The 23,789-nt window shown below is 44.8% G+C and carries 26 protein-coding genes, 1 pseudogene and 1 riboswitch; of the genes and pseudogenes, 5 read left to right on the top strand and 22 right to left on the bottom strand.

From position 1 onward, the window contains the following. Position 1: 1 nt before the first annotated feature. The 5 genes from MHH52_RS07455 to spoVAC form a co-directional block, all read right to left on the bottom strand. Complete coding sequence (locus MHH52_RS07455; RefSeq protein ID WP_340007641.1) at positions 2–1,246, bottom strand: DUF58 domain-containing protein; 1,245 nt, start codon at positions 1,244–1,246, stop codon at positions 2–4. Between the two features lies 1 nt (position 1,247). Further along, on the bottom strand, positions 1,248–2,204 hold the full coding sequence (locus tag MHH52_RS07450; RefSeq protein WP_042125369.1) for a MoxR family ATPase: 957 nt from the start codon (positions 2,202–2,204) through the stop codon (positions 1,248–1,250). 155 nt (positions 2,205–2,359) lie between these two features. Beyond that, complete coding sequence (gene spoVAE / locus MHH52_RS07445) at positions 2,360–2,710, bottom strand: stage V sporulation protein AE (protein WP_036675923.1); 351 nt, start codon at positions 2,708–2,710, stop codon at positions 2,360–2,362. A 2-nt stretch (positions 2,711–2,712) separates the two neighbouring features. Next, positions 2,713–3,744, bottom strand: a complete 1,032-nt coding sequence (gene spoVAD / locus MHH52_RS07440; protein WP_313638930.1) for a stage V sporulation protein AD — start codon at positions 3,742–3,744, stop codon at positions 2,713–2,715. Next, on the bottom strand, positions 3,741–4,244 hold the full coding sequence (gene spoVAC / locus MHH52_RS07435) for a stage V sporulation protein AC (RefSeq protein ID WP_313638931.1): 504 nt from the start codon (positions 4,242–4,244) through the stop codon (positions 3,741–3,743). The genes spoVAD and spoVAC overlap by 4 nt, the downstream gene beginning before the upstream one ends. Positions 4,245–4,901: 657 nt before the next feature. Here spoVAC and MHH52_RS07430 point away from each other — a divergent pair. After that, positions 4,902–5,975, top strand: coding sequence for a M42 family metallopeptidase (locus tag MHH52_RS07430; protein WP_340007639.1), 1,074 nt, complete (start codon positions 4,902–4,904; stop codon positions 5,973–5,975). Between the two features lie 68 nt (positions 5,976–6,043). Here the strand turns inward: MHH52_RS07430 and MHH52_RS07425 are convergent, their stop codons facing one another. The 3 genes from MHH52_RS07425 to MHH52_RS07415 form a co-directional block, all read right to left on the bottom strand. Continuing rightward, positions 6,044–6,943: an aldo/keto reductase gene (locus MHH52_RS07425; RefSeq protein WP_340007638.1), complete on the bottom strand. Its 900-nt coding sequence runs from the start codon at positions 6,941–6,943 to the stop codon at positions 6,044–6,046. Between the two features lie 135 nt (positions 6,944–7,078). Further along, a complete protein-coding gene (locus tag MHH52_RS07420; protein ID WP_313638934.1) occupies positions 7,079–7,393 on the bottom strand; it encodes a multidrug efflux SMR transporter in 315 nt (104 codons plus the stop codon). Then, positions 7,394–7,738, bottom strand: a complete 345-nt coding sequence (locus tag MHH52_RS07415; protein WP_313638935.1) for a multidrug efflux SMR transporter — start codon at positions 7,736–7,738, stop codon at positions 7,394–7,396. Between the two features lie 86 nt (positions 7,739–7,824). Continuing rightward, a riboswitch (guanidine-I (ykkC/yxkD leader) is annotated at positions 7,825–7,933 on the bottom strand. A 264-nt stretch (positions 7,934–8,197) separates the two neighbouring features. On the opposite strand from MHH52_RS07415, the gene MHH52_RS07410 reads away from it, so the two are divergent. Beyond that, complete coding sequence (locus tag MHH52_RS07410) at positions 8,198–8,530, top strand: hypothetical protein (protein WP_340007633.1); 333 nt, start codon at positions 8,198–8,200, stop codon at positions 8,528–8,530. 70 nt (positions 8,531–8,600) lie between these two features. On the opposite strand, the gene MHH52_RS07405 is transcribed toward MHH52_RS07410, so the two are convergent. The 6 genes from MHH52_RS07405 to MHH52_RS07380 all read right to left on the bottom strand — a co-directional run bounded on the left by MHH52_RS07405 (position 8,601) and on the right by MHH52_RS07380 (position 11,740). Continuing rightward, entirely contained in the window at positions 8,601–9,014 is a 414-nt protein-coding gene (locus MHH52_RS07405; RefSeq protein ID WP_340007631.1) for an HIT family protein, read from the bottom strand. Between the two features lie 38 nt (positions 9,015–9,052). Further along, positions 9,053–9,502: a carbohydrate-binding protein gene (locus MHH52_RS07400; protein ID WP_340007629.1), complete on the bottom strand. Its 450-nt coding sequence runs from the start codon at positions 9,500–9,502 to the stop codon at positions 9,053–9,055. Next, on the bottom strand, positions 9,503–10,180 hold the full coding sequence (locus tag MHH52_RS07395) for a hypothetical protein (RefSeq protein ID WP_340007627.1): 678 nt from the start codon (positions 10,178–10,180) through the stop codon (positions 9,503–9,505). 462 nt (positions 10,181–10,642) lie between these two features. After that, positions 10,643–10,999 (bottom strand): rhodanese-like domain-containing protein, encoded by a 357-nt coding sequence (locus MHH52_RS07390; RefSeq protein ID WP_340007625.1) that lies wholly within the window; start codon positions 10,997–10,999, stop codon positions 10,643–10,645. Continuing rightward, positions 10,999–11,415: a rhodanese-like domain-containing protein gene (locus MHH52_RS07385; protein WP_340007623.1), complete on the bottom strand. Its 417-nt coding sequence runs from the start codon at positions 11,413–11,415 to the stop codon at positions 10,999–11,001. Before MHH52_RS07385 ends, MHH52_RS07390 begins: the two co-directional genes overlap by 1 nt. A gap of 4 nt (positions 11,416–11,419) precedes the next feature. After that, positions 11,420–11,740: a rhodanese-like domain-containing protein gene (locus MHH52_RS07380; protein ID WP_340007621.1), complete on the bottom strand. Its 321-nt coding sequence runs from the start codon at positions 11,738–11,740 to the stop codon at positions 11,420–11,422. A 100-nt stretch (positions 11,741–11,840) separates the two neighbouring features. Between MHH52_RS07380 and MHH52_RS07375 the strand changes: the two genes are divergently transcribed. Then, positions 11,841–12,125, top strand: a complete 285-nt coding sequence (locus MHH52_RS07375) for a metalloregulator ArsR/SmtB family transcription factor (protein WP_036675735.1) — start codon at positions 11,841–11,843, stop codon at positions 12,123–12,125. A 6-nt stretch (positions 12,126–12,131) separates the two neighbouring features. Continuing rightward, complete coding sequence (locus MHH52_RS07370; RefSeq protein WP_340007619.1) at positions 12,132–14,777, top strand: FAD-dependent oxidoreductase; 2,646 nt, start codon at positions 12,132–12,134, stop codon at positions 14,775–14,777. Between the two features lie 85 nt (positions 14,778–14,862). Here the strand turns inward: MHH52_RS07370 and MHH52_RS07365 are convergent. The 4 genes and pseudogenes from MHH52_RS07365 to MHH52_RS07350 all read right to left on the bottom strand — a co-directional run. Then, positions 14,863–15,283, bottom strand: a pseudogene (locus MHH52_RS07365) (fibronectin type III-like domain-contianing protein); the annotation flags it as partial. A gap of 275 nt (positions 15,284–15,558) precedes the next feature. Continuing rightward, complete coding sequence (locus MHH52_RS07360) at positions 15,559–16,392, bottom strand: metallophosphoesterase (protein WP_340007617.1); 834 nt, start codon at positions 16,390–16,392, stop codon at positions 15,559–15,561. A gap of 128 nt (positions 16,393–16,520) precedes the next feature. Continuing rightward, positions 16,521–16,754 (bottom strand): endo-1,4-beta-xylanase, encoded by a 234-nt coding sequence (locus tag MHH52_RS07355; RefSeq protein ID WP_340009531.1) that lies wholly within the window; start codon positions 16,752–16,754, stop codon positions 16,521–16,523. Continuing rightward, positions 16,658–17,056 (bottom strand): hypothetical protein, encoded by a 399-nt coding sequence (locus MHH52_RS07350; protein WP_340007614.1) that lies wholly within the window; start codon positions 17,054–17,056, stop codon positions 16,658–16,660. The genes MHH52_RS07355 and MHH52_RS07350 overlap by 97 nt, the downstream gene beginning before the upstream one ends. Before the next feature lie 234 nt (positions 17,057–17,290). Here MHH52_RS07350 and MHH52_RS07345 point away from each other — a divergent pair, with 234 nt between their 5' ends. Beyond that, positions 17,291–19,945: a cation-translocating P-type ATPase gene (locus MHH52_RS07345; RefSeq protein WP_340007612.1), complete on the top strand. Its 2,655-nt coding sequence runs from the start codon at positions 17,291–17,293 to the stop codon at positions 19,943–19,945. A gap of 120 nt (positions 19,946–20,065) precedes the next feature. On the opposite strand, the gene MHH52_RS07340 is transcribed toward MHH52_RS07345, so the two are convergent. The 4 genes from MHH52_RS07340 to MHH52_RS07325 form a co-directional block, all read right to left on the bottom strand. Continuing rightward, entirely contained in the window at positions 20,066–21,046 is a 981-nt protein-coding gene (locus MHH52_RS07340; protein WP_340007610.1) for a CotS family spore coat protein, read from the bottom strand. Positions 21,047–21,145: 99 nt separating this feature from the next. Continuing rightward, positions 21,146–21,763, bottom strand: coding sequence for a hypothetical protein (locus tag MHH52_RS07335; protein WP_340007609.1), 618 nt, complete (start codon positions 21,761–21,763; stop codon positions 21,146–21,148). Positions 21,764–22,108: 345 nt separating this feature from the next. Further along, complete coding sequence (locus MHH52_RS07330) at positions 22,109–22,753, bottom strand: hypothetical protein (RefSeq protein WP_340007607.1); 645 nt, start codon at positions 22,751–22,753, stop codon at positions 22,109–22,111. A gap of 375 nt (positions 22,754–23,128) precedes the next feature. After that, positions 23,129–23,758, bottom strand: coding sequence for a hypothetical protein (locus tag MHH52_RS07325; RefSeq protein WP_340007605.1), 630 nt, complete (start codon positions 23,756–23,758; stop codon positions 23,129–23,131). Between the last annotated feature and the right edge of the window lie 31 nt (positions 23,759–23,789).

The following is a 23,789-nucleotide window of genomic DNA, read 5'->3' as shown; positions in this document are numbered from 1 at the left end:
ATCACCCTTCCCCTCCTAACACTGCGGGAAGCTCTTGAAGCGAGTGAATTCCATAACCTGTTATTCCACGTGATCTAAGTACGTCTGTCCAATCGTTGCTACTATTCATCTCTGCCGCATTTCGCACATGAATATGAGAAGCAGTCATCCCTCTGCTGTCAGCCCAGCGTAGTGCATCCAGTACGGGCTGTCCACGCTGTGGACTGATTAACACGAAGTAAGAACCTTTAGGGAACATACGGTATCCTTTTTCCAATCGGGAAATAAGCGGCCCCCGCCCTTCAGCGTTAAGATCGATTAAATACTGAATCATCTTCTGTCGCTCAGCAGCACCTTCTACGGGTGCGAATACCTTCGTCGTTTTATCCAAACAACACAGGCCAATTCCAATTCTCTCTCGAATGCCGAATCCGAGTAGTGATGCCGTTACAGAAACTGCTAGTTCGAATTGATTCGTATTCATATAAGCTGATGTGCTTCCGTCAAGAACTAGAATAGTTTTGGGAATCGACTCATGCTCAAACTCTTTGGATTTCCAAGAACCTGTCTTAGCGGTGGCATTCCAGTGAATTCGTGTCAAGCGATCACCATATACATAGTCACGGACGCCATTAATTTGAGTGGTTTCCCGCCGAGATTGAACAACTGATGTCTGCGGCCCAGAGAGCCGAGACTTCCTCTCATATAACTGCCAGCGCGGAACGTAGATCGCACGAGGCAGAACCTGAAACTGTCCTCCAGCTAAAAATGTTCCTTTATGCTCGACAAGCCCAAATATATCTTGGCTGATGATATCCGTATTAGAAAACGTGTAGGTTCCACGCTCTAGGGCTGGTGTCTGAAATTTCAGTTCCCCAATTCCTCTAAGGCTTGGGACCACACTTTCTTCAAATACCCACGATTCTCCATTATGTCGCTTAAGAACCTCCCTTACAACCACGTAAGGCAAGGGCAAAATTCCAGGGATTGTAACCTTAAGACTTACACGAAGATGCCCTCCAGCAGAGAGTAAATCCCCCTTGTCCTGTTCAGAATAAAGGCTGCGAGTGCCCTTAGCCCGCCTAACACCTCCTAAACCTCCAGCAATCAAATATGCAATAAGTACAGAGACCATGATAAACAACATAAATGCAGTTTTCCCGCCCTGAAAAAGTACATATAAGAGCGTGATGCTCCAAATTACAAGGATGCTAGCAAGCTTAGTAGGCTGAATGATGGCTGCTACCGTAGACAAATAACGTCTCATATCATTGCCTCATCGTAACAGGCACATGAATACTCTGCAGAAGCTTTTGAAGCAAAGATTCTACGCTAATATTATCTAGGCGCGACTCTGGACGCAGCAATATACGATGACCCAAGGCAAATGGAGTAAGTATCTTCACGTCATCAGGAAGAACGTAATCCCTTCCCTGCAAGAAGGCATAGGCTTTACAAGCCATCATAAAGGATAGTGAGGCGCGCGGACTTGCACCCAGCATTACAAGTGGATGTTCTCTTGTCTGCCGCACAATATCTAACAAGTAATTCAGCACAGGATCGCTCATGAAGATGTCTCGAATCTCTTCCTGAATTCCTGCGATTTGTTCCATGCTTGTTACTGGCGAAAGCCTGTCCACCGGTTGGCCTTCCTGATGGCTCAGCAATAAATTCTTCTCGGTTGCTGCATCAGGATATCCTAGGCTAATTCTCAGCATGAATCGATCCAGTTGAGCTTCAGGTAGAGTATAGGTTCCCTCAAAATCTATCGGATTCTGGGTAGCGCACAACATGAAAGGATGCGGAAGTGGATAGGTCTCTCCATCTACGGTTACGTTTCGTTCCTCCATCACTTCCAGAAGTGCGGATTGTGTCTTCGTTGTAGCACGGTTAATTTCATCAGCTAGCAGAATATTCGTCATCACCGGACCTGGCCGGAAATGAAACATCTCATCCCTAGGATGATACACAGAAACACCGGTAATATCACTCGGAAGTATATCCGGATTACACTGAATCCGGCGATACTCACCGGACATTGACCTTGAAAGTGCGCGTATTAGCTGGGTTTTTCCCGTCCCCGGTACATCCTCGATCAGAACATGACCACCAGCAAGTAGTGCAGTTAGCAGCAATTGTATTTCAAATGATTTTCCAAGTATGCAGGATTCCAAATTAGTGCGTACAGCATTCATGATGTGCATCGATTCTTGACGTACGGGCATATATGATCCTCCTAGCCAGAATAGGCAGTATTATTTATATTTTACATGATTAGGGGACCCAAAGTACATTGTTGAAGATCACGAAGTGCGAATGCAAAAAAAACCCATAGGATAAAAGATCCCACAGGTTCAACTTAAAAAACATTTAAATATAATTACCCCTTCGGTCGTACAACTAAAGCTGCCAAAAAGGAGAACACAATAGCTGACGAAATGCCCGCACTTGTAATATCAAAAATACCCGTAACTACACCGATCCAGCCATCCCGCTCCAGCTCCGTCAATGCACCATGGACCAACGAATTCCCAAAGCTTGTGATCGGAATGGTTGCTCCAGCTCCTGCAAATTTCACAAGTGGATCGTATATTCCAAAAGCATCAGCAATCGCCCCGGCTACAACTAATGTACTCATCGTATGTGCAGGTGTCAGCTTCAATACATCGAACATCAGCTGCCCTATTACGCAAATGGCTCCTCCAATCAGAAAAGCCCATAAGTAAATCATCATTATGCTTCACCTCCGCTCTCTATGGCTACGGCATGAGCAACACATGGAATACTCTCTCCCTGCTGATAAGACAAAGGCGATAAAAGTGCGCCAGTTGCCACTATTAGCACCCGTTTAAGTTCACCTTTTTTGATACGCTTAAGGATATGACCATAAGTTACAACCGCCGAACATCCGCAGCCACTTCCTCCAGCGATCACATATTTCTGTTTCTCCAAGTCGTAGATAAGCAGACCACAATCATCAAAGGTTGTTTGCTCCATGGGAATTCCCTCTTTGGCCAACAGGGTTTTGGCTATGGGCAGCCCCACGGATGCCAGATCTCCGGTAACAATTAAATCATAGTGTCCGGGAGATAGACCTGTATCCCGAAAGTGCGCAGTGATTGTATCTGCCGCCGCTGGTGCCATGGCCGTTCCCATATTAAAAGGGTCCGTCAAACCAAGATCCATAATACGCCCAAGCGTTGCCATGACCACGACTGGATTGTTGCCAGATCCATCATTCTGGCCTACTATAGCGCAGCCCGAGCCTGTTACTGTATATTGCGCCGTTGGGGGCTTCTGTGAGCCATATTCAGTCGGATAGCGAAATTGCTTCTCTACTGTACAGTTATGACTGGATGTTCCTGCGAGCACATACTTACTGCCTCCGGAATCCACGATCATAGAGGCAATTGCAAGGCTCTCCATGGAGGTAGAGCAAGCGCCAAAGACTCCGAGATAAGGCACACCTAATTTTCTTGCTGCGAAAGAACTGCTGATAATTTGGTTCATCAAATCTCCGCCGACAAAAAACTCTAGCTTCTCTTTATCTATATTCGCATTAATCAGAGCTAGCATGGCTGCCTTCTCGAAAAGAGCACGCTCTGCCTTCTCCCATGTTTTTTCGTCCATTTCCAGCGAATCATATATAAAATCAAAATCTGAAACTAAAGGACCTTCTCCCTCTTCTGGCCCTACTACAGCGGAAGAACCTAAAATAACGGGACGGCTCATGAACTCCCAGGTCTGACTACCAAGCTGCTTCATGTATGTGCACCTCCGTCTACGCCCAAAAAGAGATAGACGATACCAATTATGAAAGCAGCGACGGCACCAAATACGATGACCGATCCCGCTAGCTTAAACATATTGCCGCCTACGCCAAGCACAAGGCCCTCAGCACGGTGTTCCAGAGCTGCAGAGCACATACTGTTCGCAAATCCGGTAACCGGCACTGCAGTTCCTGCACCAGCCCATTGAGCCATTTTGTCGTACACGCCAAAGCTGGTCAGGATCACGGACAGTAGGATCATCACTGCTACTGTCGGACTGGCGGCTTCCTTGGAGGTCATATCGAATATAGCCATAAAAGCCTCCTGAACACCTTGTCCAATTACACAGATTAAGCCGCCAGAAAGAAACGCTCGCACACAGTTCTTGAATACGGGGCGGGCGGGCACAAATGGCTTGGACAACTTCTCATAATCTTGTGGAGTCAAGGTGTCAAGCTTCAGCTTGACACCAGATTTCTTAGTTTTCGCCGGCATTGAGGGCACCTCCTGAAAGTTAGGCGAAGGGGGCTGACAAGCATCGAAGTACTCACTTTTAAGCCCTTCAAGTTGTTCTTCGCTTAGAAGTTTTCCTTATTGTTTGCCATCCTCCGCTTCGTTATGTCCCTCCAGTTCAGGAAAAATACAGTAATACAACAATCAGCAGTAAGAAGAGCACAAGAATAAGTATTGCTTCTCTTTCCCTTGAATTGTGGCGCCAGTATCGTTTACGCATTCCGTTTACTTGTAGGCTCCTACTAAAATATCTTCCCTGCACCCTTCTCTGGGGTACGCTACCCGCTACCCTCATTCGTCTTCGCATCCTTTCTAAGGCTCCTGCCACCAAAGCCTCTAATGCATAGTATTCGTTGAGCTCGTGCCCGGTGTTCAATGTCTCTTATCATGGACAAGTGAGCTCAGAATGTTCATACTTAGTTGCAAGAAGAAACGACGTTGTCGTCATTTATTGATGCCAACTGTTTCTCGTAGAAATATAAGGATAATGTATAGCGTGAAACTTATACGTTCTTATATTTCGAGAAGAAACGACGTTGTCGTCATTTATTGATGCCAACTATTTCTCGTAGAAATATAAGGATAATGTATAGCGTGAAACTTATACGTTCTTATATTTTAATAAAGGAGTGATTTCAATTGAATCAAGAAACATTGGACATGTTCAAAATACTTACTGAATTCCCTTCAGCCCCAGGATTTGAGCGCGAACTTCGTGCTTACGTCAAGGATGCTATGGCTCCTTATACCGATGAGTTCGTGCAAGATCGTCTCGGAAGTTTGTTCGGCGTACTGCGCGGGGAAGAGAACGGGCCAAAGATCATGGTCGCCGGGCACTTTGACGAAGTAGGTTTCATGGTAACTGGAATTACTAACACCGGAATGATCCGTTTTCAACCTCTTGGAGGCTGGCTTGCCTCTGCTGTTGCATCCCAGCGTCTTCACATTATTACACCTAAAGGAACGCTGACCGGTGTTGTTGGCAGCACGCCTATCCATTTACTAAGTAATGAAGAACGTGGCAAGACTGGCGAAATCAGCAAAATGTATATTGATATCGGTGCAGACAGCCGTGAAGAAGCAGAAAGCTTTGGTGTTAGACCAGGTCAACAAATACTGCCTATCTGTCCGTTCACCCCACTTGCCAATCCCAAAAAAATCTTGGCCAAAGCTTGGGATAATCGTTATGGTGTAGGTCTCGCCATTGAACTAGTTAAATCATTACACGGCAAAAAGCTACCGAATACCGTCTTCGCTGGTGCTACTGTACAAGAGGAAGTAGGGCTTCGGGGAGCACGTACAGCGGCTAATCTCCTGTCCCCGGACATCTTCTTCGGTCTGGACGCGAGTGCTGCTGCCGATATGACAGGTGACAGTCAGGCATTTGGCCATCTGGGTAAAGGAGCTCTCCTGCGCATTTTTGATCCTACGATGGTTACACATCGCGGTTTGATTGAATATGTACAAGATACGGCGGATACTCATCGGATCAAATATCAGTATTTTGTCTCCCAAGGCGGAACAGATGCGGGTCAGGTTCATGTTAGTGGAATCGGCGTCCCTTCAGCAGTAATCGGAATATGCTCCCGCTACATACACACCGCATCATCAGTTATTCACAGCGATGACTACGAAGCTGCAAAAGAACTTCTGATCAAGCTTGTAGAAGGTCTTGACCGGACCACACTGCAGACGATTATTGAGAACAGCTAATTGCATAAAGAATTAAAGAAGCCCTCAATCACTTCGCAGTGAACGAGGGCTTCTTTTTATATCAATTTTTAAATCTTATCCAGCGGCACTTTCCAAGATGGTATTGGGAAAGCTTCGTCCAGCTTCCAGATTTCATCCTTACTTAGCGTAATCAAACCTGCGGCAGCATTCTCAAGGACGTGCTTACGGGAAGATGCTTTTGGAATAGAAATGACATCCTCTTCACGGATCGTCCAAGCGAGCATAATCTGAAGCGGAGTTGCATGATGTGCACTGCCGATTTCCTGAACAACTTCACTCTCGACAACTCCTTTTCGGAGCGAACCTGCTTGAGCAAGCGGTGAGTACGCCATTACCGGGATCTTGTGGCTTCTCTGCCATGGCAGCAGTTCAGTTTCAATCCCTCTGGACCCTAAATGATAAAGAACCTGATTGGTAGCACAATGAGTTCCCCCAGCAATCTTTAGCAGCTCTTTCATATCGTCGGTATCGAGGTTGGATACGCCCCATCTTGCTATTTTTCCTTGAGAGACTAGTTTCTCCATACCCAGGACAATCTCTTCTAGTGGGATATCTCCCCGCCAATGCATCAAATAAAGATCCAGATGATCCGTATTCAAACGTTTCAAACTTTCTTCACAACTGCGGACAAGGCGCTCGTTCCCAGCATTATGTGGATAGACTTTTGACACCAAGAAAACTTCATCCCGAATTCCTTTGATAGCCTCACCTACTAAAAGCTCCGAGCGTCCGTCCCCATACATCTCAGCCGTATCTATTAAATCCATGCCTAGTTCCACACCTAATCTCAGTGCAGCAATCTCTTCCTCCCTACGGGAAACGTCGTCACCCATATTCCAAGTTCCCTGCCCAATTCTGGGAAGTGACGTTCCATCTGGAAGCAGCATGCGGTTAGATTGGTTAATTTTTGCGATTTCAGCCAAATGTTCGATTGAATCCTTAGTCATATTAAAAATCCCCTTATTTGAAGTATTGTATACTTACTTTATACGACCTATGAGAACCTTTCTAAACATCTGAATCGTGTCCAAATTAAAACTAATCTTTCTTTTGAAGAGAAAAAGTAACGAATGAATACCAAACTAAGCTATCAGTTTTAGTCCCACAGCAGCCCCCAGAATCATAATGATACAAACGATCCGGCGCCAGTCTTTAGCCTCTCCATACATCAGCATCCCCAGAATCGCACCACCAGATGCACCGATCCCCGTCCATACCGCATAAGCTGTTCCCATCGGCAGACTTTTCATCGCTAGTGACAGAAACAGAAAGCTTCCTCCGAAACCAAGAAAGAGCAGCGCAAACGACAGCAAATTCCGGTGTTTATTCACCCTATTAATCATAGCCACTCCGAACATTTCAAATAATCCAGCAACGACCAGAAATACCCATGCCATTTAAGACTCCCCCTTTACTTCGGCTTCTTTGGTCACCATTTTCAATCCTACTACGCCTGCCAGTAAAATAAGCACTAGAACCAGCTTCATCAACTTGAACGGTTCTCCGAATAAAACCATGTCCGCAACTACTGTACCTGCGGTTCCTAGACCAACAAACACAGAATATACCGTGCCGACCGGCAGTTTGGCGCTTGCTGAAACAATCACATAGAAGCTTATTATTATAGCTACCACCGTTATCAGCCATTCCCACGTCGTGGAGGCATGTTTTAAGCCGATGACCCACATGACCTCGAAAACGGCTGCACCAACTACCTTTATCCACTCTGAATTATTCTTCATTTCAAGCCCTCCTTCAATTCACTTACTCTAATAATTGCCCACGAACAAACAAATAAGCCCGGAAGGTCATCGTCATTTATGACGATACCTCCCGGGCTTTTATCCCTCCGTGTAGACACGAACGATGCTGTTCGTGCGTTTTCCCTCGGACCAGACCAGCTGTGTAGCAGCTGCGGAACCCTAGAAAACTGATAACTATTAAGTTACAACGTATGTTAGCAAATCGTGGTACAAAAATCAACCTTTTCTATTTAGAGGGGAATAATCTCATATCGTCAACTTCCATATAAATGTAAAAAAGAAAAAATTGAATTTTGCCAATATTTTTTATCGAAATCTTGAGTTTCTGACGAAAGCAGCTAACCGCTGATTTCCATTTATCAAACTCCATTTATGCAATATTATGGTACAATTTAAGAGAATACAGCTTATAATGAACTACTGGGAGGGCGATCTATAATGGTCTTTGGGATACTGTTTATTGGAGTCGTTATATTTATTATCATACAGTCCGTAGTTCGTATTGATTCGAGCTCGAACAGCAACAGATTTGAAGGAAATAGGCGAAATGACGCCGCCAACATGTCTTTTATGGCTGCTAGCCATCCAGATCTGTTAGATACAAATAACCCGAATCACTCTAATCACCACCAACACCATCATCACGAGGGTGACTCCCATCACCATTCCAGTCATGACAGCGGTAGTCATAGTTGGGGTGGGGATAGCGGACACAGTGGCGGGGGAGATTTCGGTGGAGGAGATTCTGGCGGCGGTGGCGGATGTGATTAGAGCGTTACTCTATTAACAAAAGGAAAAGGGCATTCCTGAAATTTCTTCAGGAATGCCCTTTTTATGCTTATTACTCTTTTAAAACATTAAGAATCTTTCCTTGAGTCTGACTTAAAATCTTCTCAGCGCTGTGCGGGTGTAGTGGTTCACTCCAAGCGAATCCGTCGCCTTCATATCTAGGGATAAGATGCATATGGTAGTGGGTCAGGTCGTTAAACTTTCCGCCATTTTGGCATATGCTTATACCATCTGGTTCGAACAAAACCTTCAGGACAACTGACAATTTCTTTGACGCGTCCATTATCGCATAGGAAGTCTCTGAATCGATTTCTTCGAGATCCCAATAATGCTTTTTAGGAAGGATCAGGAGATGCCCTTCGTTAAACGGAGCGATATCTAACACACAAGTAAGAAATTCATTTTCATATACTACTTTTACGTTAGGCTCAATTCCATTAGCAATCCGACATCCCAAACACTCCATATTCGCACACTCCATCCCAGGATTAAAGGTCATCTATTTTATTGATTAAATTGAAAGCGGCTGAGAAGCAACTCACCATTAAAGACTACATAAACATCGACAGTTCCAGGCTGGGCGGATACTTCGCCAGTAAGTGTGTTCCACTGTTGCAGAACTCCACCAGAAGGAACTGTCACAGTTCCAACCAGTTTCCCAGCTGGGCTTCCAGTTCTGATTTCGATGGTGCCACCTTTTGCAACATTTCTCGTCCCACGCTCCCAATCAACGGGATTTATACCGTTCTTTTGCCCATTTCTCACTCCACAGCTCGAATCTACGGGATTTATACCGTTCTTTTGCCCATTTCTCACTCCACGCAGCCAATCTACGGGATTTATACCGTTCTTTTGCCCATTTAGCGCTCCACGCAGCCAATCTACGGGATTTATACCGTTCTTCTGCCCATTTCTCGCTCCACGCCCCCAATCAACGGGATTTATACCGTTCATTTACCACAGCTGAATATCGTTAAAAGAATGGATGTATTCATAGCGACAAATCCTCCCGCTTACCTGGGAAACTACCGGATTGAACTTTCGTTTCTCACAAAGAGACCTCATATACTTCCTAGCCGTCCTAAGATCAATCCCAAGCTCTTTCACCAAATCAACCGGCCGAATGCACCCGTTCGAACGCACAGCAATCCGCAAAATATCACGCTCCAGTCGGCTAAAAGCCTCTTTCTCATCCGTCCTCAAAGCGAGGTACGGCATCAGCAATGGTCTTAACAAAGTAATCGTAAGTTCTGGATTCGCTTCCAGGTCATCATAAGGAATCGCCACCACCCGATAACCCGCGATTTGTAGATAAGTCTCACGATTCAGCTCCTGCCTGTAGCGCGTTCGGTCTGTATTTTGCACATGTGGGCCGTAGCCTTTTACTTCAAACGCAAACTTAACCTGACCAGGCTTCCACACAAAATCAACAAAATAGGGCTTGCTACGCCAATCCAACACTTCATATTCAGGATGAAGGTCATTGAAATGCCCCATCATAGGCCACCATACCTTCTCCAAAAACATTCGCTCACCATGACCATGTCCCCGCTCCAGTCTCCCCCGCCGTTCTCCCGTTCTGCGACTAATATGATCTTCGATCCACCGACAATGCTCCTCCGTAAATCCCATCCGTCACCCTCCTCCTTGGCAAAAAAAATCCCGCACCCAGCATGGGTACGGGACGTGCTTCGTCCTATTACTCAAAAGTATAGTATTCGCTTTCTGATGCTGTCAATGATACTCTACTTTCAACGATAGCCTCAAGCTGAATATTACTTATCCATTAAAAAAGCTAATTGGTTTGAGTATGGTGCGTTTAAGTAAGGCCAGCTATAGTAGCTCACTACAGCAGGTCAGTTACAGTAAGCTAAATTAGCGCTGGCTAAGCTAGTTCTGTCAGAGTTAGTTCTGTCAGAGTTAGTTCTGTCAGAGTTGGTTCTGTCAGAGTTAGTGCTAATAGAGTAATTCTGCTAAAGTAGCCTCATTTAGTGTGAATTCAGTTAGAATGAGCTCAGTTTGAGTAATTCAGTTAAAGTAACCTCAGTATAGTAATCTTGCCCCTGCCCTTCGAAATCCCCCAAAGCCATTGCCCTACCGCCGACTCAACTTCCCATCCCAGCTACTTACCCCGCCCTGCAAATGTGCAAGCCGAGTATACCCATGTTTTCCCAATATCCGCGTTGCACTTTTGCTTCGCATACCGCTGCGGCAGTAGAGTAGCACATCCCGATCCTTCGGGATCTCACCGAGCCGCTTTTCCAACTGAGACAGCGGGATGTTTTTTGCGCCGGGTATAAATCCACTCTTGTATTCATCCGGTTCACGGACATCGATCAGTAGCCTATTTTTAGATTGCTCCATTTCGCTCCGGAATTCTGCTGACTTCAATGTTCTTACACTTGCGCTTTTACCAAATCCAAGACGGGACATCAATGAGCTTAAATCCATTATCCTTCGCACCCTTTCACCGAAATGTCGGAGAGTGTTCTTTTGTTCCCTATAAAATCACCATTTACCGCATATAACTTTCGAAAGCCCTGCTTATAAAGAATTCTCGCAGCTTTGTTTCTTTTATAATAACTATCAGCAAGGATTAGAACAGAATCGTCAGTGGATAGACAGTGCTGCCACACATAGGCTAGCCGCCCGAGCGATATATTTATCGAACCACGGATGCTGTCCTGCTGATATTCTACGGCATCCCTGACATCGAGCATTTTCATGGCTAGTGATTGATCTGCTAATTTGTGTACGTCGCGAACTTCTACATATGAGAGTGAACGGATAGGCCAGGCGTAGCGCAAGACCCTTACAATATTTATGACAATCAGAATACTCAGTATGATCCGAAACATCATGCTCATGCTATTACTCCCGCACCAAAAAATCATCCGTCCAAGCGCCTAATCCACCTGTCATATTCACAACCTTATAGCCCTTTTCAACTAGCAGCTCACAAGCCAGTCCACTTCGACCACCACTTAAGCACATCACAATCGTCTCTCCATTAGGATCCAGTTCATCTACGCGCGTTAGCAGTTGACCCAGCGGTATATGCTTAGCACCGATCACATGTCCCTCCACCCATTCGGCTGGTTCGCGTACATCCAGCATCGTAAGAGTCTCTCCATTCTTCAGACGTTTCGCCACTTGCTGAGGGGTTATTTCCTTTGAAATTTTAAAAGACATCGAGCATCTCTCCTTCACATTTATAAAAATAACTTGATTTTTATATCACTATATCATAATATTACGATATAAGGATATTGTAAAGCGAGGTGTTCGTTACATGGACAAAAATTTTAAAGCCTATAACCAAACCGCCGAAACCTTAAAGGCTATCGCTCATCCCGTTCGCTTGTGCATCATTAAAGGACTGCTTGAAAAAGGCAGCTGCAACGTTAGCTTCATGCAGGACTGTCTGGACCTCCCACAATCTACGGTGTCCCAGCATCTCCAAAAGCTTAGATCACTTGGCATTGTTGAAACCGAACGTAATGGGCTTGAAATTAACTATTCTGTTAAAGACGAGAAGATCAAACATCTTATTCAGTTATTTTTAGGGGAGGAATAAATCATCATGAGTAAAAAAGTATTGATTGTCGGTGGAGTTGCAGGAGGAGCATCAGCAGCCGCTCGACTGCGGAGATTAGATGAAGAGGCTCATATCGTAATGTTTGAGCGTGATCCGTACATTTCTTTTGCCAATTGCGGACTACCTTATTATATTGGAGGTTCCATTCAGGACCGCTCCAAACTGCTGGTGCAGACACCTGAAGCGATGCATAAACGTTTTAACATCGATGTCCGGATTCAAAGTGAAGTGGTGTCTATCGACCCTGTGAACAAGAAAGTACGAGTAGAAAGTAAAGAAAAAGGCTCTTATGAAGAGAGCTATGATGCTCTGATTTTATCGCCAGGTGCTAAACCGATTCGTCCGAATTTGCCCGGTATCGAGAGTTCCAAAATTCACATGCTGCGCAACATTCCCGACACTGACAAAATCAAAACCAAAGTCTCAGCGGAAGGCACTCGTTCGGCCGTTGTGATCGGAGGCGGATTTATCGGCGTTGAAATGGCTGAGAACCTTAGAGAAGCTGGACTAGAAGTTTCCTTAATTGAGGCAGGACCGCAAATCTTAGCTCCGTTTGATACCGAAATGTCTTCTATTTTGGCAAAGGAGCTTGACGAGCATGGGCTAAATCTTATTTTTTCGGATATGGTTCAGGGGTTTGCCGAGGTAGGAGAACAGATACAGGTTCAATTAGCAAGTGGTACCGTGCTTCAGAGTGATATGGTTCTGCTGGCTATCGGCGTGTCGCCTGATACCTCTTTCCTGAAAGATAGTGGCTTAGAATTCGGTCCCCGCGGCCATATTTTAGTCAATGAACGGATGGAGACAAATCTGGATCAAGTGTACGCTGTAGGTGACGCTGTTGAGGTGGTTGATTTCGTAAACGGAACTAAAACCGCTATTCCACTAGCAGGCCCTGCCAATAAGCAAGGACGGATTGCTGCGGACAACGTTAGCGGTCTAGGCACTACTTACAAGGGTTCCCAAGGAACTTCCATCATCAAAGTATTTGGAATCACAGGTGCTTCTACCGGTAATAATGAAAAAACACTACAGCGCTTGGGCTTACCTTATCACGTGATTTATATACATCCAAGCTCTCACGCAACCTATTACCCGGGGGCAACTCCGATATCTATGAAGCTGATTTTTGATCCAAAAGGAACGGTGCTCGGAGCACAAGCTGTCGGTTATAGTGGAGTAGATAAACGTATCGACGATATCGCTACAGTGATTCGCTTTAGAGGTACGGTCACTGATTTAACGGAATTGGAGCTTTCTTACGCCCCTCCATATTCTTCCGCTAAAGATCCGGTGAATATGGCTGGATTTGCAGCTGAAAATATTTTGCAAGGCATGACCACGGTATTCGTTCCTAACGATTTAGAAGGTCGCGACAAGAACAACACTATCTTAGTTGACGTACGTTCGGAAATCGAGCATGTCAACGGTCATATTGAAGGCTCTATTAACATCCCTGTAGATGATCTGCGTGGTCGTCTAAGCGAGCTTGACCCGAGTAAAGAAATTTGGGTGTATTGCCAAGTTGGACTTAGAGGCTACACCGCTTCCCGGATTTTGCAGCAAAAAGGTTTCCATGTGAAGAATCTCACCGGAGGTTATAAAACCTATCAAATGAGCCAATTTACGCCTAAAAAAAAAGATAACCAGACTCCAAACGTCGGTATATCAGCAGCCCGTAAAGAAATCGCAGCAGCAGTAGCATTGGCGGGAACTGGCACTGGCACTTCTACTGGTATTGCTACTGGTTCTGCTACTGGACCAACTACCGGTACTATTACTGGATCAGCAATTGGAGCTGGGTCAACTCCAACCAATACCAATGTTACAGCTTTCACGTCCAACTCCAGCGCACCAGTATCCGCCCCAGCCAAGCAAAAATTGGATCTAACACCTGATTCCGTGCTTGACGCTTGCGGACTGTGCTGCCCTGGGCCGCTGATCCAAGTCAAAATGAGCATGGACCCGTTGCAAGACGGACAAGTCTTGAAGGTAACGGTTTCCGATCCGGGATTCTATGAAGATATCAAGGCATGGGCTCGCATGTCTAAGCACACGCTTTTGCAATTAACGAAGCTGCCTACTGGCATGATCGAAGCTTATCTGCGCAAAGGAGTTACCGAAGAATCCGCTCCAGTAGGAGCACAACCTGTCCAAACTAGTAACGCAAGCACGATGGTTGTATTCAGCGGTGATCTAGATAAAGCGATCGCTTCCTTCATCATTGCCAATGGAGCAGCATCCAGCGGCAAAAAGGTTACCATGTTCTTTACCTTCTGGGGCCTTAATATTATCCGCAAGGATGAAAAAGTACCTGTGAACAAGAACTTCATTGGCAAAATGTTCGGAGCGATGATGCCCCGCGGCAGTCGGAAGCTAACGCTTTCGAATATGAACATGATGGGCATGGGCTCCAAGATGATTCGCTCTGTAATGAAGAACAATAATGTCTCTTCTTTGGAAGAATTGATTCAAATGGCTGTCGACCAAGGCGTCGAGATCGTTGCCTGCCAAATGTCTATGGATCTTATGGGCATCACCCGTGAAGAACTGATCGACGGCGTGGGAATCGGCGGCGTGGGTTATTACCTCGGCCAAGCCGATCAATCTAGTCATAATCTATTTATCTAAATGTCTCAACGCATCAAAGAGACTCCTCTATTTATATAGAAGAGTCTCTTTTTTATCGTTGTATTTTATTACAAAAATCTCTAGTCCGCGAAGATGAACCGATAGCAATGTCAAAGACTCCACTTTCCACATGCCAATCGCTAAGGTTGATGTTGTAATAGGCAAAGGAACGTTTATCCAGTTCAAAAGAAACCCTCTTGCTCTTCTCCTGGCTGAAGCTCTAGCTTCTGGAAGCCTTTTAGTTCCTTAAGTGGACGGATCACGCTGCTCTCCTTATCGCTAACATAGAGCTGAATAATTTCTTTTCCTGCGCTAGTGCCCGTATTTTTAACGGTAGCCGTAACCTGTACAGTCTCCGTATCCTTTATGCTGCTCTTGGAGATTCTTAAATTGCTGTATTGAAACTCTGTGTAGCTTAGACCGAAGCCGAAAGGAAACAGCGGTTCAATCTCTTTTTTGTCATAGTAACGATAGCCTACGAACAAGCCTTCTTTATACTCTACCTTAGGAGGAAACAGGATTCATGATCAGTGATTTTATTCAATTCGAACGGATTGCGGAAGCAAAACGATTAATCGAATTACCAGGTTAGCTTATCGGACATCGCCATCAGGCTACAATTCAACGACCAGAGCTATTTTACCAAAGTGTTTAAGAAATATACTGGCACCCCCCTAAACAATTCCGAAGAAACTGGGAAAGCACGCTTTAGGTATACAGGAAACATAACAAAAGAAACGGTGGTGGTCCTTAAAAGATACTACCGTTTCTCGTAGCATCACTACATAACTGACATCTTAAAAGCATCAACATTAAAAGCAGCCCCATTGATGGTCAATGTGGCATTATAATAACCTCGATCACCATTTGGCTTACATTTATAATCACCAGAACATCCGCACACAAAAAATTTTGTATTGCTATAACTAGGATAAATATTGTTAAGCTTCCTATAAAACAGGTGTCCATGATGCGTGAAAATGGCCAGTACTTTATCTCTCACTTTCATAGGTATGGCCGAAAAAAACTTATTCGTCTCCGATGCGCTTAATACATGGCTAGGATCGACCGTGATCCCGCTCACTTTTAAAGGCCAATGAAAATCAATAATATAGTAATACCTTTCATCTAAATTATTTAATAAAGTTATACTGGCCGGCGTGAACTTTCCAAGTGCACAATTAAGCCATACATACTTCACCTTACCCTGCGTACCCGGGAAATTCATTTGCCCTTCTACTGCACCTAAATATTGTGTGAATAAGGACTGGGTACTTGCCTCCCAATTTCCTATAGATGCTTTATAAGGGATGCTCCCGAGCGTGCTTGTCACCGTATCCTTGAAGTCCTTGTAGTAGGCATTCGCATTATTTCCATGATTAGCTCCCGCTTGAGTATTATCTCCTCCAAAAATAACAAACCTCTTATTCCCGCTGCTCACTGCTTTAGGCAAAAGATTTCTAAAAATGCTTGAGCTGCTCCCATATCCCACATGGCTATCACCAATAACCGCAAAGTTAATGATCTGGGCCGTTGCTTTAAGATTCAGATTGCGTTTGGGCTTAAGGCTGGAGAGAGGACTTCGCTTCTTAGCGGATTCTATCTGCTTTTTCATCTTAATCACCTCTTTGACATGGATGAAGTATACCTAGTAGTATGTATATTCGATTCAATGTGCTTTCTCTTGGACCAACGATTCTTTTAAAAGAATATATAGAGAGCGCCGTTAATTCACAGACTTATCTAAAAAGGGAAGATGTTAACTTCGACGCCCAAGGAAATAAACTTCTCCAAGGACCGCTCCACATTTTCCGGGTTCGTATTAATGCTGTAGTGCGCCTGTATGCCAACGCCGTCTATAAGCAGTTTGCCGGGGTGAGTCAGCGCATACTTATCATTAATTTCTTTGACCATACTGTAGATGGCCTGCGCTTTATTCTGATTATCTTCGTTATAATCGTTGTAATAGAGCTTAATATCCCAATCAGGAAGTCGTTCAGATAAGCATCTTTAATCGGAGTTAGATCTTTTTGAATACCAACCGGACCAGATCCTGTTTTTTCAAAGCTGATATCATCGATATAAAAAGATGCGGTGCTGTTGCTAGAGATTTCCACATAGAGGGTCAAATACTCACTGCTTACATTGTTATACCGGTATGTTCCCTCGAACTGAATCCAGCCGTCGCTTGCACTGACTGTTTTGGGTGCGAGTTGAACATAATTGGCGCTGCTTCCATTACCAATCTGCATGGACATCTGGAGCTGCGAAATTTTCATTACAACATGAACGATTAGGAATGATCTTTTTTTAGATATGCACATACTAAACTCGATATTTTGAAACCTGCTCCAAGTTAAATCGTAAGTTTGATGATAGGTCCTGAGGTTTACTGATTTGACGAACTGATTTATCATACTTGCATAAATACGTAGTTATGTGCACTTGTGCAGCAAATCGAAGCTTATGAGACCTAAAAAAAGACACAGCACAGCAGAGAGGAGCTATCATTAGTGGAGTATTACCGCAATAGTGTAACAGACAGTTTAAAGGAACTGCAGAGTTCCGCTAACGGGCTTACGACGGCAGAAGTCGACAAACGACTGGAACGAGATGGTTACAATGAATTAAAAGGAAAGAAAAAGGATCCCATCTGGAAGCTTTTCCTTGAAAATTTCAAGGACCCTATGGTGGTCGTACTGCTTATAGCGGCCATTGTCCAGATTGTTATGGGACAAGTTATGGAGTCGCTTATCATTTTCCTCGTGTTAATTCTCAATGCAGTTATAAGTGTCATTCAAACCCGTAAAGCAGAGAGTTCACTCGACGCCTTGCAGCAGATGTCGGCACCCGAGGCCAAAGTGTTGCGGGATGGAGCATTAAAAACCGTCCCTGCAAGGGAGCTTGTTCGCGGTGATATCGTATTACTGGAATCCGGCGATTTTGTACCCGCCGATGGCCGTATCATAGAATCGGGAAGCTTGAAGATCAATGAAGGCATGCTGACCGGAGAATCCGAGGCTGTAGAGAAGCATACGGATACCATCGCGAAAGAATCTCCACTCGGAGACCGTCGTAATATGGCATTCAGCGGTTCTTTGGTTGTATATGGCCGTGGAACCCTTGTAGTAACAGGAACTGCACTGACTACCGAAATCGGAAAAATTGCTGAACTCATTGAAAGCGCCGAAGCCAAACAAACGCCACTGCAGCGTAAGCTCGAAACCTTCAGCAAGCAGCTAGGTATAGCCATCATCCTGCTGTCCGTTCTAATCTTTGCCATCCAAGCCGGACGTGTTTGGCTGTCGAATGATACAGTGGATACAACGGAAGCCATCCTGAATGCGCTAATGTTTGCAGTCGCTGTAGCTGTCGCTGCTATTCCCGAAGCTCTGTCCTCGATCGTAACTATTGTCCTATCCGTAGGTACGAACAAAATGGCTAAGCAACATGCGATTATTCGTAAGCTACCAGCCGTCGAAGCACTTGGATCAACCAGTGTCATCTGTACGGACAAAACCGGTACTCTGACCCAAAATAAAATGACGGTTGTAGATTACTTTTTACCGGAAGGTGACCGTGATCAATTCAATCAAGAGCCCGAAGAATGGTCTGAGGAAGCCCGGCGCCTACTACATATTGCCGTGCTCTGCAACGACTCGAACATTAATGAGGATGGTAAAGAGCTTGGGGACCCGACAGAAGTGGCACTTATTGCCTTCAGCAACAGCAAGAATAAAGATTACAGGGAAATACGCGACAATTTCCCTCGCGAAGCCGAACTTCCTTTTGACTCGGATCGCAAGCTGATGACTACCCTGCACACTTTTAACGGGCAAAAAGCAATGATCACCAAAGGCGGTCCGGATGTGCTCTTTGGTCTATGCACGCACGTACTGTTAAGTGGAAAAGAAGTGCCGATGACCCCGGAAGTTCTTGAACGTTTCATTGAAGCCAATGAGGAATTCTCCAGCAGAGCACTGCGTGTACTTGCCTATGCTTACAAAACTGTGCCAAATACGTTCACTGAAGTCGGACTGGAAGATGAACAAAATCTGGTGCTCGTAGGTTTGACAGCTATGATTGATCCCCCTCGGGAAGCCGTCTACGGCGCGATCGCAGAATCCAAGAAGGCTGGAATCCGGACCATCATGATTACTGGTGATCATAAGACAACCGCACAAGCAATCGGACGCGATATCGGCCTGATGACCGAAAAAGAAATTGCCGTAACCGGCCAAGAGCTCGATGCCATGTCCGACGAAGAACTTGATAATAAGCTTGAGCAGATTGGTGTGTACGCCCGAGTCTCCCCGGAGAACAAGATCAGAATAGTCCGAGCGTGGCAGCGGAAAGGCAAAATAACAGCCATGACCGGTGATGGCGTAAATGATGCGCCTGCCTTAAAGCAAGCGGATATCGGAATTGCCATGGGCAGTGGAACGGATGTTGCTAAAGATGCGGCTGCCATGATTTTGACCGATGATAATTTTGTATCTATCGTTAATGCTGTATCTGTGGGCAGAACGGTGTTCGACAATATTAAAAAAGCGATCGCCTATTTGTTTTCAGGCAACCTGGGTGCGATTATCGCCATCCTCTTTGCCCTTATCTTCGACTGGATTAGTCCTTTCACGGCGATTCAGCTTCTATTCATCAATCTGGCGAATGATTCTCTGCCCGCCATTGCTCTTGGTATGGAAAAACCTGAACCTAATGTGATGAGCAGAAATCCAAGAGAACTCAAGGAAGGAATATTTGCTGGAGGAATGATGCAGGCTATTATTACCCGTGGTCTACTTATAGGTATAGCCGTAATTATATCCCAGTATATCGGACTTCAGGATTCACCTGATATGGGCGTGGCCATGGCATTCACAACCCTGATCCTTTCTCGTACGCTTCAGACTTTTGCCGCTCGCTCGAACAGTCAAACTGCTATTGAAGCTGGCTTTTTCAGCAACAAATACGTCATTGGAGCCGTACTGGTCTGCTTTGCATTTTACGGCATTGCGGTTCTGCCTGGGGTCAGAGAAATCTTCTCTATTCCGGCTTCGTTCGGGATGTCAGAGTGGCTGATTGCAAGCGGCCTGGCACTTGGCGCCGTTATCCTAATGGAATTGACAAAGCTGGTTCGCAGAGCGTTCACGCCCAAATCGGCTTCTTGATCACATGATCTAGATAGGATATTTCAAAACCACAATTGAGCGAATAGACAAAACAGCGATTCTCCAATGATGGAGAATCGCTGTTCTTCTTGGGTCTTGGACTTTGTCTCAACGCTACTATCATTTGGTTTGGTTCAGGAAATAAATAGTTTTATCATACTCTCTTTGTAAATAAGCTGTTACATCATCAAAGGGTATTTTTCTATATCCACCTTTATCTAAAAAGCGGGAAAAGCTATGAGGAAAAGCTAGGTCGAAATACATAAGCTCCAATTGATTCTCGTTCAACGGATTTTCCCGGAGGTAAGAATTTAGAAGATGATCAAACCAGACAGGATCCCAAGCTTTTCGCCGATTCATCATACCTTGCAGAAAACGGCCTATATCTTTGGAGGGATAGTCATATCGAATGAATTCAAAGTCGATAACATAGAGACTTGATCCCACCGTCAGGATATTGTCGCTATGAAAGTCGCCGTGACACAAAAAATGCTTTTGAAGAGGAGCGTCGATCCAGCTTTTAAAAAAGGCATGCCGCTCAAGCCGTTCAACCAACTCCTGTCCTGCTTGCTGAAAAAAATCGATATAGGACAGGATCATCTTTTTTTTAGATGCTCTAGAGTTTCCATACCAGTGCGCCCAGTGCCTCATAGAGGATAATTTCCTCAGATAAGTGCTTAGCCACTGCCTTTCCTCACAATCGTATGGTCCATGTTTCGAAAGGAAACCGAGCGAAGAGGAATGCATTTTCCCAAGAAGAGCTGCTCTACGAGTCACTACCTCTATTGTTGTTGGAGGAAACGAAGCCCCCTGCAATTTTTCTTGCAGGACATAACGGTCGCCTTCCCACAGAAAATAAGGTGTGCCCGTGAGAGTGGGAAAGATCTTCGGGATATGAATTCCCTGCAAACGTAGGAAGTATTCGGCTTCCAAGATAAACTGGAGGCGTTTTTCACTGGTAAAAATACTTTTCAGAACATAATCACCCTGTAGTGACTTCACAGCCAGGACCAGCGTTCGCCCCGTTTTATGAAGAATTTCGAATTCGTAGAATGCGATCCCATATTGTGCTGAAGCGGTTTGCAGCAACTGGTGAAACATAAAGAATCACCTCGTCATACTAAAATGGAAGTCCGTTACTCCAGAGGGCCTAACAAGAAGAAACGGCCTCTTCCGGGTCGGAAGAGGCCGGCTAACTAATTAGTGGTGGTCATCGGAAGAAGAAGAGCTGGAGCTGGAGCTGGAGTCGGAATCACAAGGACAGTGATCTTCGCAGAATACCCAATCACCATAGTGTACAACTGTTGCCGGATCTGTAACGAGCACACCCGTGGTTGGGTAATATCCTGGATACAAGGCAGTTTTCTCTGCAAATGCTGATGGGACTCCGCTGCCCCCCCATTCCTGAAAACCAACTACGCTGGAAATTTCCAGCAATCCGCAGATGGGCTCACAGCTGTCTTCACAGATTTTAAAATCGCCGGTTGCCGTCAACCGGATAACCGAATCAAACAATTCATAGTTATTAAACATTCTTTCAATACGCAGGCACGTCATCGGATCAACCTTGAAGAAACCGAGGTTAGTTTCAGTTTCATTAACTTCAAATGTTTGTACAGAATCACTAGTACATGCTTGAGGTGGGTTAGGTGTAGGACATAGGCCAAGGGTCACTTGCGCTTGCAGCTTTTTGTGAGTCGGATTTTTTAGAGTAACGACAAGTTTGTTGTTCGGGAGATAGGCGACGCTGAATGGCGATACATAAACAGGACCTGTAGTTATAGTAACGTCTTTCCGATCCTTGTGATTGTTTTTCATTTTTTAAGCACTCCTTTAGTATTGTATTGGATGTGTTGATTCATCCTGATACTATTAAATGCTCGGTCCAAGGAATAGTAACGGCTTATATTCTAGTCAATTAACATATATTATAGGACAGGATCATCTTTATTTAGATGCTCTAGAGTTTCCATACCACTGCGCCCAATGCTTCATAGAGGATAATTTCCTCAGATTAGTACTTAGCCACTGCCTTTCCTCACAACCGTATGGTCCATGTTTCGAAAGGAAGCCGAGCGCATGACATAACGGTTGCCTTCCCACAGAAAATAAGGCGTACCCGTGAGAGTAGGAAAGATCTCGGGTATATGAATCCAACCTAAATTAGTGGTCGTCGTCGCTAGATGAAGAGCTGGAATCCGAGTGGGAGTCGGAATCACAAGGACAGTGATTCTCGCAAAATACCCAATTAGCATAGAGCACAATTGTTTGCGGATCTGTAACGTCCACACCCGAGCTTCCGTAATATCCTCCTTGATGCAAGGCAGTTTTCTCTGCATGTATTGCTGATTGGACTGTGTCAACCCCGGTTTCCGTACCAACTACGCTGGAAATTTCCAGCAATCCGCAGATGGGCTCACAGCTGTCTTCACAGATTTTAAAATCGCCGGTTGCCGTCAACCGGATAACCGAATCCTGTAGTTGATTGTTTGGTTGTTGATTGTTAACAAACGTTTTTTCAATACGCAGGCACGTCATCGGATCAACCTTGAAGAAACCGAGATTAGTTTCAGTTTCCATAATTTCAAATGTTTGTACAGAATTACTAGTACCACCACCACCTGCTACTTGAGGTGGGTTAGGCGAATTACATATGCCGAGGGTCACTTGCGCTTGCAGCTTTTTGTGAGTCGGATTTTTCAGAGTAACGATAAGTTTGTCGTTCGGATTATCATCGTTAAAGCGCGGTACATAAACAGGACCTGTAGTTAAAGTGACTTGCTTGTGATCCTTATGATCCGTTTTCATTTTTATAGGCACTCCTTTTATCATTTGATATGTTAATTCATTCTGCTTCTATTAAATGCCCGGAACAAGGAAATGCAACGGCTGATATTCTAGTTAATTAACTTATATTAAATCATTTATATAATCATATTTATTAATCTTTCATACAAGTTTCTTTCCTCACAACCGTATGGTCCATGTTTCGAAAGGAAGCCGAGCGAAGAGGAATGCATTTTCCCAAGAAGAGCTGCTCTACGAGTCACTACCTCTATTGTTGTTGGAGGAAACGGAGCCTCCTGCAATTTTTCTTGCAGGACATAACGGTCGCCTTCCCACAGAAAATAAGGCGTACCCGTGAGAGTAGGAAAGATCTCGGGTATGTGAATCCAACCTAAATTAGTGGTCGTCGTCGCTAGATGAAGAGCTGGAATCCGAGTGGGAGTCGGAATCACAAGGACAGTGATTCTCGCAAAATACCCAATTAGGATAGAGTACAATTGTTTGCGGATCTGTAACGTCCGCACCCGAGCTTCCGTAATATCCTCCTTGATGCAAGGCAGTTTTCTCTACAGGTATTGCTGATTGGACGTTAACAACGGGTTCCGTACCAACTACGCTAGAAATTTCCAGAAATCCGCAGATGGGCTCACAGCTGTCTTCACAGATTTTAAAATCGCCGATTGCCGTCAACCGGATAACCGAATCCTGTAGTTGATTGTTAACAAACGTTTTTTCAATACGCAGGCACGTCATCGGATCAACCTTGAAGAAACCGAGATTAGTTTCAGTTTCCATAATTTCAAATGTTTGTACAGAATTATCAGTTCCACCTCCTCCTAGAGGCGAAGCAGGTGGGTTAGGCGAATTACATATGCCGAGGGTCACTTGCGCTTGCAGCTTTTTGTGAGTCGGATTTTTCAGAGTAACGATAAGTTTGTCGTTCGGAAAATCATCGTTAAAGCGCGGTACATAAACAGGACCTGTAGTTAAAGTGACTTGTTTCTGATCCTTATGATCCATTTTCATTTTTATAAGCACTCCTTTTATCATATATTGG

This window comes from Paenibacillus sp. FSL K6-0276 (genome assembly GCF_037977235.1).
GTDB lineage: Bacteria > Bacillota > Bacilli > Paenibacillales > Paenibacillaceae > Paenibacillus_AQ.
This window is presented reverse-complemented; position numbering and strand designations above follow the sequence as displayed.

Coding starts and splice junctions, on each gene's coding strand:
- MHH52_RS07455 (WP_340007641.1), bottom strand. CDS start 1,246: ATGAGACGTTATTTGTCTACGGTAGCAGCCATCATTCAGCCTACTAAG.
- MHH52_RS07450 (WP_042125369.1), bottom strand. CDS start 2,204: ATGCCCGTACGTCAAGAATCGATGCACATCATGAATGCTGTACGCACT.
- spoVAE (WP_036675923.1), bottom strand. CDS start 2,710: ATGATTTACTTATGGGCTTTTCTGATTGGAGGAGCCATTTGCGTAATA.
- spoVAD (WP_313638930.1), bottom strand. CDS start 3,744: ATGAAGCAGCTTGGTAGTCAGACCTGGGAGTTCATGAGCCGTCCCGTT.
- spoVAC (WP_313638931.1), bottom strand. CDS start 4,244: ATGCCGGCGAAAACTAAGAAATCTGGTGTCAAGCTGAAGCTTGACACC.
- MHH52_RS07425 (WP_340007638.1), bottom strand. CDS start 6,943: ATGACTAAGGATTCAATCGAACATTTGGCTGAAATCGCAAAAATTAAC.
- MHH52_RS07420 (WP_313638934.1), bottom strand. CDS start 7,393: ATGGCATGGGTATTTCTGGTCGTTGCTGGATTATTTGAAATGTTCGGA.
- MHH52_RS07415 (WP_313638935.1), bottom strand. CDS start 7,738: ATGAAGAATAATTCAGAGTGGATAAAGGTAGTTGGTGCAGCCGTTTTC.
- MHH52_RS07410 (WP_340007633.1), top strand. CDS start 8,198: ATGGTCTTTGGGATACTGTTTATTGGAGTCGTTATATTTATTATCATA.
- MHH52_RS07405 (WP_340007631.1), bottom strand. CDS start 9,014: ATGGAGTGTTTGGGATGTCGGATTGCTAATGGAATTGAGCCTAACGTA.
- MHH52_RS07400 (WP_340007629.1), bottom strand. CDS start 9,502: ATGAACGGTATAAATCCCGTTGATTGGGGGCGTGGAGCGAGAAATGGG.
- MHH52_RS07395 (WP_340007627.1), bottom strand. CDS start 10,180: ATGGGATTTACGGAGGAGCATTGTCGGTGGATCGAAGATCATATTAGT.
- MHH52_RS07390 (WP_340007625.1), bottom strand. CDS start 10,999: ATGGATTTAAGCTCATTGATGTCCCGTCTTGGATTTGGTAAAAGCGCA.
- MHH52_RS07385 (WP_340007623.1), bottom strand. CDS start 11,415: ATGAGCATGATGTTTCGGATCATACTGAGTATTCTGATTGTCATAAAT.
- MHH52_RS07380 (WP_340007621.1), bottom strand. CDS start 11,740: ATGTCTTTTAAAATTTCAAAGGAAATAACCCCTCAGCAAGTGGCGAAA.
- MHH52_RS07375 (WP_036675735.1), top strand. CDS start 11,841: ATGGACAAAAATTTTAAAGCCTATAACCAAACCGCCGAAACCTTAAAG.
- MHH52_RS07370 (WP_340007619.1), top strand. CDS start 12,132: ATGAGTAAAAAAGTATTGATTGTCGGTGGAGTTGCAGGAGGAGCATCA.
- MHH52_RS07360 (WP_340007617.1), bottom strand. CDS start 16,392: ATGAAAAAGCAGATAGAATCCGCTAAGAAGCGAAGTCCTCTCTCCAGC.
- MHH52_RS07350 (WP_340007614.1), bottom strand. CDS start 17,056: ATGAAAATTTCGCAGCTCCAGATGTCCATGCAGATTGGTAATGGAAGC.
- MHH52_RS07340 (WP_340007610.1), bottom strand. CDS start 21,046: ATGTTTCACCAGTTGCTGCAAACCGCTTCAGCACAATATGGGATCGCA.
- MHH52_RS07335 (WP_340007609.1), bottom strand. CDS start 21,763: ATGAAAAACAATCACAAGGATCGGAAAGACGTTACTATAACTACAGGT.
- MHH52_RS07330 (WP_340007607.1), bottom strand. CDS start 22,753: ATGAAAACGGATCATAAGGATCACAAGCAAGTCACTTTAACTACAGGT.
- MHH52_RS07325 (WP_340007605.1), bottom strand. CDS start 23,758: ATGAAAATGGATCATAAGGATCAGAAACAAGTCACTTTAACTACAGGT.